The 10,440-nt window shown below is 67.4% G+C and carries 12 protein-coding genes and 1 pseudogene; 8 read left to right on the forward strand and 5 right to left on the reverse strand.

All coding sequences use genetic code 11. From position 1 onward, the window contains the following. Positions 1–204 precede the first annotated feature (204 nt). Positions 205–1,128: an AraC family transcriptional regulator gene (locus tag FFT21_RS25995; RefSeq protein WP_137816557.1), complete on the reverse strand. Its 924-nt coding sequence runs from the start codon at positions 1,126–1,128 to the stop codon at positions 205–207. A 107-nt stretch (positions 1,129–1,235) separates the two neighbouring features. On the opposite strand from FFT21_RS25995, the gene FFT21_RS26000 reads away from it, so the two are divergent. After that, entirely contained in the window at positions 1,236–2,156 is a 921-nt protein-coding gene (locus tag FFT21_RS26000) for an NADP-dependent oxidoreductase (protein ID WP_137816558.1), read from the forward strand. A 373-nt stretch (positions 2,157–2,529) separates the two neighbouring features. Next, positions 2,530–2,781 (forward strand): hypothetical protein, encoded by a 252-nt coding sequence (locus FFT21_RS30095; protein WP_137816559.1) that lies wholly within the window; start codon positions 2,530–2,532, stop codon positions 2,779–2,781. Between the two features lie 82 nt (positions 2,782–2,863). On the opposite strand, the gene FFT21_RS26010 is transcribed toward FFT21_RS30095, so the two are convergent. Next, a complete protein-coding gene (locus tag FFT21_RS26010; RefSeq protein ID WP_137816560.1) occupies positions 2,864–3,322 on the reverse strand; it encodes a GNAT family N-acetyltransferase in 459 nt (152 codons plus the stop codon). 271 nt (positions 3,323–3,593) lie between these two features. On the opposite strand from FFT21_RS26010, the gene FFT21_RS26015 reads away from it, so the two are divergent. From FFT21_RS26015 to FFT21_RS26025, 3 genes are read left to right on the forward strand one after another with little or no spacing between them, the layout of a single operon-like run. After that, on the forward strand, positions 3,594–4,544 hold the full coding sequence (locus FFT21_RS26015) for a tyrosine-type recombinase/integrase (RefSeq protein WP_225978773.1): 951 nt from the start codon (positions 3,594–3,596) through the stop codon (positions 4,542–4,544). Continuing rightward, positions 4,508–4,774: a transposase gene (locus FFT21_RS26020; RefSeq protein ID WP_264081678.1), complete on the forward strand. Its 267-nt coding sequence runs from the start codon at positions 4,508–4,510 to the stop codon at positions 4,772–4,774. Before FFT21_RS26015 ends, FFT21_RS26020 begins: the two co-directional genes overlap by 37 nt. After that, a complete protein-coding gene (locus tag FFT21_RS26025; RefSeq protein WP_137816562.1) occupies positions 4,771–5,694 on the forward strand; it encodes an IS3 family transposase in 924 nt (307 codons plus the stop codon). The genes FFT21_RS26020 and FFT21_RS26025 overlap by 4 nt, the downstream gene beginning before the upstream one ends. Positions 5,695–5,734: 40 nt before the next feature. Here the strand turns inward: FFT21_RS26025 and FFT21_RS26030 are convergent. Next, positions 5,735–5,908: pseudogene (locus FFT21_RS26030) on the reverse strand (IS701 family transposase); the annotation flags it as partial. Positions 5,909–5,930: 22 nt separating this feature from the next. Here FFT21_RS26030 and FFT21_RS26035 point away from each other — a divergent pair. The 3 genes from FFT21_RS26035 (at position 5,931) to FFT21_RS26045 (ending at position 7,877) form a co-directional block, all read left to right on the forward strand. After that, the gene (locus FFT21_RS26035; RefSeq protein WP_137816563.1) at positions 5,931–6,479 is read left to right on the forward strand and encodes an NUDIX domain-containing protein; all 549 of its coding nucleotides are present in this window, start codon (positions 5,931–5,933) and stop codon (positions 6,477–6,479) included. 190 nt (positions 6,480–6,669) lie between these two features. Continuing rightward, positions 6,670–7,416, forward strand: a complete 747-nt coding sequence (locus FFT21_RS26040; RefSeq protein WP_137816564.1) for a DddA-like double-stranded DNA deaminase toxin — start codon at positions 6,670–6,672, stop codon at positions 7,414–7,416. Beyond that, positions 7,413–7,877, forward strand: a complete 465-nt coding sequence (locus FFT21_RS26045) for an Imm1 family immunity protein (RefSeq protein WP_137816565.1) — start codon at positions 7,413–7,415, stop codon at positions 7,875–7,877. The genes FFT21_RS26040 and FFT21_RS26045 overlap by 4 nt, the downstream gene beginning before the upstream one ends. A 268-nt stretch (positions 7,878–8,145) precedes the next feature. Here the strand turns inward: FFT21_RS26045 and FFT21_RS26050 are convergent, their stop codons facing one another. Both FFT21_RS26050 and FFT21_RS26055 read right to left on the reverse strand, forming a co-directional pair. Continuing rightward, positions 8,146–8,655, reverse strand: a complete 510-nt coding sequence (locus tag FFT21_RS26050; RefSeq protein WP_225978774.1) for a GNAT family N-acetyltransferase — start codon at positions 8,653–8,655, stop codon at positions 8,146–8,148. Continuing rightward, positions 8,652–10,283 carry an orotidine 5'-phosphate decarboxylase / HUMPS family protein gene (locus FFT21_RS26055; protein ID WP_137816566.1) on the reverse strand — a complete coding sequence of 544 codons (1,632 nt, stop codon included), beginning with the start codon at positions 10,281–10,283 and terminating at the stop codon, positions 8,652–8,654. Before FFT21_RS26055 ends, FFT21_RS26050 begins: the two co-directional genes overlap by 4 nt. Between the last annotated feature and the right edge of the window lie 157 nt (positions 10,284–10,440).

The raw sequence follows: 10,440 nt of genomic DNA on the forward strand, positions 1-10,440 counted from the left end.
CCAAGCTGGAGGGATCACAAATTCATGACGCTGTCTCTACTAAGCGGAGGTGCGCACGCACCGACACCGCATCCAGGACCGGGATTAGAAGAAGCCACGCACACCCACGGCACCCGCGAACGGCCAGTTTCTCAAGATCGTTCCAGCCGTCACCGCTAGCTTGGTGGCTGTGTCCGTGCGGACCGGGTGCTGGCCGTCTGCGGTTCACGCCGGGGTCGCGGCGGCGCGCCAGCGGCCGGGTGCCATGCCGTGGTGGCGTTTGAAGGCGGCGGCGAAGGAGAATTCCGACGCGTATCCCAGGGACCGCGCGACTGCGGCCAGGCCGGCGTCGCCGTCGCGCAGCTGCTCGCGCGCCAGCGCCATCCGCCAGTCGGTGACGTAGGTCAGCGGTGCCACGCCGAGCAGCGCGGTGAACCGGCGCGCGAAGGTGGCGCGCGACAACGATGCCTCGGCGGCCAGGTCGGCGACCGTCCAGGCGCGCGCCGGGGCCGCGTGCACGGCGCGCAGCGCGGCCCCGACCGTCGGGTCGTCCATGGCGCGGAACCAGGCGGGCGCGGCCTGCACATCGGCGGTGAGCTGTTCCCGCAACGCCTGGACCAGGATCACGTCGAGCAGGCTGTCCAGCAGGGCCTGCTGCCCGGGTGCGTCGCGGAGGAGCTCGCAGGCGAACACGTCCAGGGTCGCGCGCAGGCTTGACCCTGCGCGCGGGCGCACCACGGTCAGGTCCGGCAGCCCGGCGAGCAGTCCCGCGCACAGGTCGCCCTCGAAGGTGTAGGCGCCGCAGAAGAACGTGGTCGGGTTGCCGGATCCCGTGCCGAACACCATTCGCCGCGCGCCGCCGGGCGGGCCGGAGGAGGGATGGCCGACGAACGTGATCACGTCGGCGCCCGGTGCGTGGGCCATGAACTGCTCGGAGGGCCCGCGGACCAGGACGATGTCGCCGGGCAGCACGTGGCGGGACCGGCCGGGGCCGTCGGTCCACGCGAACGCCTCGCCGCCAAGGAGGCCGTGGATCGCGAGCTTGGCCCCGGCCGGGAACCGGACCCCCCACTCGCCGCGCGCCGTCGAGTGCGAGAAGGCGGCGCCGCGCGCACGTGAGCGCTGCAGCAGATCCGTCAGTACGTCCACGCCATGAGACGCTCGCATATTTCTTCGCGTCAATCCAGCATGGATCACGCCTCGCCGCGCGGGTTTCCTGGTTGATAGGAACAGGAACCGAGGAAGGGAGGGGCGGCATGCCCCGTGCAGTGCGGTTCGACGAGTACGGCGACATCGACGTGTTGGAGGTCCGGGACGTGCCCCGGCCGGAGCCCGCAGCCGACGAGGTACTGGTGCGCGTGCGGGCCGCCGGGATCAACCCCGGCGAGAGCGCGATCCGGATCGGCGCGCTGCACGAACGGTGGCCTGCGACGTTCCCGTCCGGTCAGGGCAGCGACCTCGCCGGCGTGGTGGAGGAGGTCGGCTCCGCGGTTCGCACTTGGTCGGTCGGCGACGAGGTGATCGGCTGGGTGGACACCCGCGCCAGCCACGCCGAACTGGTCGCCGTCCCGGTCGGCAATCTCGTGCCGCGCGACCCCGCCGTGCCGTGGCAGGTCGGCGGCGCGCTATTCGTCGCCGGCACCACCGCACACGCGAACGTGCGCGCCGTCGGGGCCGGTCCGGGCGACACGATCGTCGTCGCCGGCGCCGCAGGCGGGGTGGGCTCGCTGACCGCGCAGCTGCTCCGCCGCGCCGGCGCCACCATCATCGGGCTGGCCAGCGAGCCCAACCACACCTGGCTGCACGAGCACAGCGTGGTCCCGGTGACCTACGGCGACGGCGTGCTCGACCGGATCCGCGCGGCCGCACCCGAAGGTGTCGACGCGTTCGTCGACACCTTCGGCGACGGCTACGTCGACCTGGCCCTCGAACTCGGCGTCGCCAAGGACCGGATCAACACGATCATCGACTTCGCCGGCGCAGCCCGTACCGGCGTCAAGACCGAGGGCATGCACGGCTCCGCGAACGTCGACGTGCTGGCCGAGCTCGCCAAGCTGGTCGCGGCCGGCGACCTCGACGTCCCGATCGCCGCCAGCTACCCACTCGTCGAGGTCCGCACGGCATACCGCGACCTGATGCGCCGGCACACCCGCGGCAAGATCGTGCTCGTACCGTAGAGACCGTTGCTGAACAACTCGCCCACGGCGGTCGGCAGGCGACACCACCCGCTCGGCGCCGACCACCGGGGCGACGAGACCTCGCCGCCTGCGAAACAACTGGCCGCCTGCGGCGATTCTCGACCAGCCAACCGTGGCAGCCCATCCCGTGTGTCAAGGCCCCTACAGCGTGCCCGCCCGCCCGGCAGACTTGAGCTGATCGGGTGTCCTAAGTAGACGGCTGTTTCAACAACCACTCTCGGCATGAGCGGACATTGGCCAAAGTGACGACCGGGTGCAGCACAATCTGCCAATGGAGGAGACGACGTGGCGGCCTTCGCGGGTTCAGTGGACCGCCCCTGACGGCGCTGTTTGGCGAAGACAGGCACGGTGGGTGAATGAGCGTGATGCCCGTCGGCTCGTGATGCGAGCAGCCAGCGCCGTAGCCGTTGAGCACTCCGGCACACACGAACTGACCTGGCTCGCACCTGAGCACAGGGCCTCCTTCTGGGAGGCTCACGCCGGCGGACACGTGGATGATCGTGAAGATCCAGTGCCTGCCAACGAAGACGGCTTCACCTACCACGTGAGCACCTGGAAGAACGCGACGGGCCAGCGCCTTGTGCTGCTGTCAGAGATGTGCTGAGGGTGCGCAACTCGTCCCCACATCGGCAGATCAGGGCGTGCGCCGAATACACGCTTCGCGGCAGAAGCGGATGTTCGCGGAGTCAGAGCGGGCGGCCGATCAGGTGGCGGTCCTCGTCCCGGAAACCGTGTGCGATGTAGTAGTCGAACAGATGGCCGACGTCGCGGCCGTTCGGCGCGATGACCAGCTCCAAACGTTGGCAACCTTGCTCGCGCGCCCATGCGACGCTGTCACCGATGAGTCGGCTGCCCAGCCCTCGGCGCCGTGCCGTCGGCAACACGAAAAGGTCCTCCAGTTCCGCGATCAGTCCGTTTTCCAGACCGAAACTAGTTGTGGTGATAGCGAAGCCGAGTAGTTGAGCCTCCGACTGCACCACGGCGACGCGTGCCGCGGGCGAGGCGAGCAACACCGAGAGGTTGCTGCGCAGCGCGTGCTCGCTGGTGTCGAAACAGTCCTCCGTGTAGAACGCGACGGCCAGCGGCGACACCGTGGCCAGATCGGCAGGACCGGCTGTACGCAGTAAGACTGGTGCGATCGGCATGTCGTCAGTACACCCGAGCCGACCGCGATCGTGCGCAGGTTTTTCACAGCACGCGAGATCGCTGGCACGCCGTGCGCGGCGCGGCCCGGCATACGGACGTCGGCATTACAGGACGTTCCTTGATGGCTTGCCGATAGGTAGGCGGCTCAGCCTCGGCGTGTCGCACCCGTGAGGGCCAGCCGGGCGCGCATCATGCCTGGCCATGGCGGTGCCACAGTGACGTGGACTCCCGTCATGGACCGACCACGACCCCGAGGGTCGGGTGGTCGCGGTGCGGCTGGGTCACCCCGATGTCGACCGCTATCTGGAATTCGTGGCCGCTCGTGCCCGGCGCAACACGCTGCTGGCGGTGGGTTTCGACCTGAAGGTGTTCTTCACCGTGGTCACCAAGGACCCGGCGGCGGTGACCACGGCCGATGTGTATGCGTTCATCGCCGCTCAACGCGCCCCGCGGCACGGGCCACGGGTGGTGCGGTTGGAGGACGGCGAGCCGGGCCTGGCGGCACGGACGATCAAACGTCGCCTGTCCAGCGTGTCCGGCCTGTTCGGCTACCTCATCGCCCGCGGCGACGCCGGCGTGACCGCGAACCCGGTGCCCTGTGGGCTTGCCACCCGCCGCCCGGGTGCCGGCCGTGCTCGCCGCGGTGGCGCGCTGATCCGCACTCCACGGACGCTGCCGCGGATCGTGGCACCCGGCGAGGTGGACGTGTTCTACTCCGCGCTGCGCACCCACCGCGACCGGGCCATGACCTTGGCCATGCTGCTGGGTGGGCTGCGCCGCTGCGAGGTACTCGGCCTGGGCCTAGCCGACGTGCATCCCGGGTTGCGGCGGGTGTTCATCGCCGACGGCAAGGGTGGTGCGCAACGCTACGTGCCGATCGCGCCCCGGTTCTTCACCGAACTCGCCGCCTACCTCGAGCAGGAACGACCCGAGGACGCGGCGACGGACCGGGTGTTCGTGGCGTTGAAACGTCCCCAGCGCGGTGGTCCGCTCACCGCCGACGGGCTGGATGAGATCGTCGAGAACGCCTGCCACCGGGCCGGGTTGCAAGCTGACCTGCCACCAGTTGCGGTGAGGTTCCGGTTGCCCGGAGACTTCCAAACCAGGTTTGATCTTGCGAACCGAGGAAGGAAGTCATCGTGGCTGCCCCCAAGAAGTATCCGGACGAGCTGCGTGAACGGGCGGTGCGCCTGTACCGGGAGTCCGATCCCAAGCCGGTGATCCGGCGGCTGGCCGAGCAGCTGAACGTCCACCCCGAGGCCCTGCGGAACTGGATCCGTCAGGACGAGACCGACAACGGCCAGCGGCATGATCGCCCGACCACCGACATGATCGAGGAGAACCGCAGGCTCAAGCGCGAGAACGCTGAACTCAAGCGGGTCAACGAGGTACTGCGGGCGGCCAGCGCTTATTTCGCGGCCGAGATCGCCCCGACCCGGAGGACGTCATGAGCTTCATCGACGCCCACACGTTCTCGGTCGATCTCGTACTGCGGGTCCTGGGCATCCCAGCCGCGACCTACTACGACTGGCGGGCCCGCCAGGCCGCGCCCAGCCGGCGGGAACTGGAGGACACCCAGCTGCTGGAGATGATCGTCAAGATCCGCACCGCGCACGAGTTCGCCGGCACCTACGGGTCCCCGCGGGTATGGCTGGAGCTGCGCCGCCAGGCAGTACGTGTCGGCCGCAAGCGCGTCGAGCGGATCATGCGCGAACACGGCCTGGCCGGCGCGTTCCTGCGCAAGGGCTGGAAAGGTGGCTCCACCAAACAGAATCCTCGCCACACCGCCGCACCGGATCTGGTCGACCGAAACGTCACCGCCACCGAGCCCAACCGGCTGTGGGTAGCCGATCTGACCCGGATCACGACCGGAGAGGGCGTGCTGTGGTTGGCCTCGGTGCGGGACGCGTTCTCCAACAAGGTCGTCGGCTGGGCCACCGCCGCCCGCGCGGACACCGCGTTGGTGCTCACCGCGCTGGACTACGCCCTGCGCTCCCGTAACGTCCAGGATGGACAGTTGGTCCACCATTCGGACAAGGGCTGTCAATACACCGCGCTGCGGTTCACCCAGCGTCTGGCCGACGCGGGCATCGCTTCGTCAACGGGCAGCGTTGGCGACTCGTTCGACAATGCGCTCGCCGAGAACCTGTGGTCGACCATCAAGACCGAGCTGATCTACTGGCCTGGCAACACTTTCGCCACTCGCGCCGAGGCCGATTCAGCGATCTTCCGCTACATCGACGGCTGGTACAACCCCCGCCGCATCCAGGAAGGGCTCGACGGACTGTCCCCTGACGAGTACGAGGAGGAGTGGCGGATCCGGCAACAGACCGGCTCGGCTACTATCCCAACCGAGCCGGACGAATCCTGATAACCAAGTCTCCGGCAAAGCGGGGGAACCTCAGCGTGAGGTCGCCCGCGGCTTCGGCCAGGGTCCACCCATTCTTGCCGGCCAATGGTGCCAGCAGACCACGCACATACGCGCGGGCCCGCCGTCGCGGCTCGACCCGGTAGAACCGGCCCGCCACCCGCGCGAACAACTCCTCCAGTCCGGCCACCCAGACATCCAGATCTTCATCAGTCACCACAAGATCGACAACCTACACCATGAAGATCACCAAGTGCGGCTGGAGTACTAGTGCGCCACGCACACTGCCCGAGGGTCCTGCGGCGTGGAGGCCAGGACTTTCCATCCGCGAACTGGCCGAAGAACTCGATGCCGAGGCCACGGTCGTGGGCTTCCTGGGTGCGGTCGAGTACAGCTACGTCGACGACGGCGCAGCCCACCACGAGATCAACCTGGTCTTCGAGGTCTTCATCGACGATCCAGAGCCGGCTAGCCAGGAAGACCACCTGCAGGCCCACTGGCTGCCGCTTGAGCACCTTGCCCACGCGGACGTGCGGCCTGACACCCTGAAAGATGCGCTCACGGCCGCTGGTGCCCAAGGGCGTCACATCAGAGATCGCGGCCTTGTGGCGACAGTCACCAATAGGTTGAACTCCCCTCAACTACCTCTGGGGACCACCGTGTTTGTCGGGTACCCGCGTGGTCGGCCAGCGAATGCCTACCGCGTTTGCTCCTGGTCGGCAGCACAACACCCGGGCGCCCTGGCTATCGATCCTGTACCTCGCATGATCGTGTGGTTGCCCGCCTGAATTAACGCCGTGGGCCAAAGCGCCCGCCATGACTCGGCACGATGGCTGATATCGAACAAGTGAGCGAATCGGGCCTGCTGGGGTGCACGCTGCCGCTCCGGCTCCACCCTGCGTGTACGTGGCTCGCCGCTTCAGCGCGGAGAGATGTCGTGCCTCACCGCTACCGTGCCCGAGCACGGTGAGTCCTAGGGTGGAGGACAGCATGTCTGTCGGCGAAATCCGGGAAGCCTTACGACGAGTTACCGCTCTCGTCAGCGAGGCGATCATTGCGCTAGTTGCCGCCGAGGACGGACTTCGTCAGGCCGCCGAGACCACCCACATGCTTGAGTTCGGCAGTGCTACCGGCGAACTGCACGAAGCCGCCCAGGGCTACGAGCACGCTCGCCAGCAGGTCGTGGCGGCCATCCAGACGGCACAGGCCGTCATTGCCGCGATCGAGCGCTATCCCGAGTACGCGCCGGGCGACCCAGTTACGGCACGCCCGTCGTCCCCGCCAGCGAGCCGGCCAGACGCGGTGACCAGGCGGGCTGCGCAGCGCTCCACCTTGCGGAGCTGGGTTGAAGAGGAGCGGAGCAAGCTGCCGGGGTACGTCACCTCCGGGCGTTACTTCGACCCCGACGGCCACGGCGACGTGGTCCAAAGCGGCCGAGCGTCCGACGGGGCGCACGAGAAGATCGCCGATTTTCTCCGTGAGAACGGCTTCCTCCTGCGCTCCCGGGGCTCCCCAGCCATGACCAAGCACGTCGAGGCCAAGGTGGCCTGGCGCATGCGCGAAACTCAAGACCCAGCGTTACAGGTAGAGCTAGTGATCAACAATGAGATGTGTGTCGGCCCCGAATCCTGCCTGGAGTACCTGGAGGACATCCTGTTCCCAGGCCAGGTGCTCATCGTCCATGATCCAGCACGGCGGCGGGTGTTCCGCGGGAGGCAGCAGTGAGCTTCACCATCGACGTGTACTACTACGGCCACGAAGGCGACCCGGCCGTGCCGGCCGTCGCGAGGTCTTTCGAGGACCTGGACCGCATCGTGGGGCAGATTGCCGCTGTCGAACAGGCCAACCCTCCCGTGCTTGTCGCCCAGGAGCGACCCAAGTACGGGCCCCGGCGGAAGCCGGACCACCAGATCAAGATCGACCTCAACGGCTGGGCACAGGTGGGCGCGATCTCCTACGTCGGCCCCGCGCCGGATGCGCCCGAGGGCGCGATCGGTTCGTGGGTCACGCGGGCCGATCGTGAGATCGAGGCTGCGCCCACGCTGTACCTCGACAAGGCCACCCGCACGGAGTTCCCGCGCAATGCGGTGCTGCCGCTTGACCTCGTCCGTCAGGCGCTCCAGGAGTTCCGTGAGACCGGGGAACGGCCCAGCTGTGTCGGGTGGCAAGAATTCGAGGTGTGGTGAGCCGCCCGGAGGTACCACATGGGGACGTCGTCCATTCTCGCGAGCGCATCGTTCGCGAGCGTTTCGGTGGTGGCGTGGTCTTCCGTATGCAGGTGAGCGCGGCCAAGCCACCACTGTCCCACAGCGTTACCGGTTCCCCGCAAAAGTTACATAACAGGCCAGAACGGCTGACCCTGGACGGCCTCCATTACAAGCAGTTTCGCCGCCGCCCTCTCACAGCCGTCGAGCCAAGCAAGGACATGCTGTAAGGCACCTCACTAAGAATCCATCACCGCCTCACACGGGAAGCTTCCGACACAGTTGTTAGAGACAATTCGTAAACGGCCCGGCTGCGGCCTGGTCCTTTGAAATCGGTGATGATCGAGATTCCATCGATTTCGTGGTCGCCGGGCACGTTGACGAAGCCGAGGGCGGTCCAGCTGGAATGTGCTGCATGATTGTCGGCTTCGGACGTGAGGTAGAGGCGTTCGCAGCCCCACTTCTCGGCCTGTGATCGCACGCTCTGGAGAAGCGCTCGGGCGATGCCGCAGCGACGGTGTCGTGGGTGGGTCATGACGTCCTGGATGTAAACGTCCGCGGGATCGTCTTGGCTTCGGAAAGCGATCACCGCTCCAGTGATCGCGTTGTCGTTATCGATGGCGATGGGGCAGGTGGAGGAGAACAGCCTGGCGTACAGCCAGTAGTCGGACAAGGTGCGTGCACGGATGTACGGCTCGCCCAGTTCCATGAGCCGGTGGATTTCGCTGATGTGTTCAGTCTGCAGAGGTGTGACGATCACAGGCGCTCCTCGATGTGGATTTTGCGGACCATGGTGGTCAGCTGGCGTGCCATGTCGGCCGGGGCGACGGCGTCGGCGACGCTGCGGCCGACGATGGCGATGTCCCAGTCGTCGCTGCTGGTGAGGGCGTCGTCGGCCGTGCTGAACCCACCGGAGACGGCGACGGGCAATCGGCTGCATGTCCGGATCGTTCTGGCGGTTGCGAGGGGATGATTGCCACCGATGCCGAGGTCGATGTTGGTCGTGACGACGAACCCATCGATACCCGTGCGTTCCATGTCGCGGAGCCAGGACGGGTTGACGTGTTCGGGTGGCGCATCGAGGGTGAGCGCGACCCCGAGACGACGCGCGGCTGCCACGGCGGCGGACACGCTGGCGATAGATGCCGGCCCGATCAGGAGGACGACGTCGGCGCCGGCTTCGGCGGCCAGCTCGACCTGGTCCCGGCCCCAGTCGGCGGACATCATTTCGGCCACCACGGTTGTGTCCGGCGCATAGCGCTTGACTGTCTCTATGGCTTCAACGCCTGCTCGTTTGATCAAAGGGTCGCCAACTTCGATGAGGTCGACCCCGGCCTCGACGGCTGCGGTGCCGATTCCAATGGCGCGTTCCAGGGTGTGGACGTCGAGAGCGACCTGGAGGGAGCGTTGGCCGCGGCGGCGTCGGTACTGTTCGCGGGCGCTCGTCGCGCCTGGTTGAGAAGCATGTCGCTGGTGGACCGCACGAGCTTCCCGAAGGGTGAGCCAGTGGGAGGACTTCTCCCCGCGGGACACCAGGGACTGTTCGAGATGGGCGGGCAACTCGATCCAGCTCGAACGGACTTCCCTGAGCAGCCCGAACAGGGCGGCGTCGCCCGGTGGGGATGCGTCGTGGCTCGATGGCTCGTCGAGGAGCCGAATTCGTGCGAGCAGCCTCGCTGCGGGAGCCGGGGGCCTGGCCCAGCTCTCGTCGCCGGCAGCGGCGCTGATCACCGCCCGCGCGAGAGCCGGATCCGGTAGGGGCGCTTGCCGCCCAGCCAAAACTCCCTGAAGGGTGCATTCGCGAACATGCCAGTTGCTGTCTCCCATCAGTGCCTGGACGTGACCACGTGCGGCGGTAGCGTCGAGGGTCCCAATCGCGCGAGCGACGGCAGCGCGCACCTTGTAGTCGTCATCGCGGACGAGGTGCTCGACGATGCGGTTCACCTGCGCGGGGCTGAGTGCGCGCGGTGCCAGCAGCGCTTCTGCGAGGCCGGCGCGTACTCGCCAGTCCAGGTGCTGCACGAGGTGCTGAAGAAGGTCGGCATGGTCGTGGCCGGCACTGGTGAACAGGTCGAAATGGCGTGCGAGGAAGGCTGCCTCTTCGGCGCGGTCGAGATCGACGGACTCGACGATGCGCGTGCTGAGGCGGATGTCGAGGGCTCGTTCGACGTGCTGGGCGATGTCGTCCCAGATCTCGGATCCGTAGATTCGCAGCTGCTTGACTACCCAGGGCGCATGTTGGTCCCCCAGCGCTTCCGCCAGGTTCGGCGTCGCGAGCAGCGCGCGTGCGAGCTGCCGTGTCGGGGCCTGTGTGCAGCGGTGAGCGCAGGCGCGGACAAGCTCGACGGAGGCGAGAGCACCGTTGGCCGCTGCGGTTTGGAGCAACATCGGTAGTGCGGTGTCCAAGGCGATCGAAGGGGCCTGAGCTTGACCCCGTAGCCCGGACACCTGACGTGAGGTGACCTTCGGTCACCGGGAAGGATGTCCATATGCCCGCACCACACCCGATCGAGTTCCGCCAGCGTGCCGTCGAGTTGGCCCGGCT

Origin of the sequence: Gandjariella thermophila (assembly GCF_005405885.1) — a bacterium.
In the GTDB taxonomy this organism is placed as follows: domain Bacteria; phylum Actinomycetota; class Actinomycetes; order Mycobacteriales; family Pseudonocardiaceae; genus Gandjariella; species Gandjariella thermophila.

Excerpts from the sequence above, each read along its gene's own strand:
- FFT21_RS26000 (WP_137816558.1), top strand. The coding sequence starts at position 1,236 with ATGCCCCGTGCAGTGCGGTTCGACGAGTACGGCGACATCGACGTGTTG.
- FFT21_RS26010 (WP_137816560.1), bottom strand. The coding sequence starts at position 3,322 with ATGCCGATCGCACCAGTCTTACTGCGTACAGCCGGTCCTGCCGATCTG.
- FFT21_RS26025 (WP_137816562.1), top strand. The coding sequence starts at position 4,771 with ATGAGCTTCATCGACGCCCACACGTTCTCGGTCGATCTCGTACTGCGG.
- FFT21_RS26035 (WP_137816563.1), top strand. The coding sequence starts at position 5,931 with ATGAAGATCACCAAGTGCGGCTGGAGTACTAGTGCGCCACGCACACTG.
- FFT21_RS26055 (WP_137816566.1), bottom strand. The coding sequence starts at position 10,283 with ATGTTGCTCCAAACCGCAGCGGCCAACGGTGCTCTCGCCTCCGTCGAG.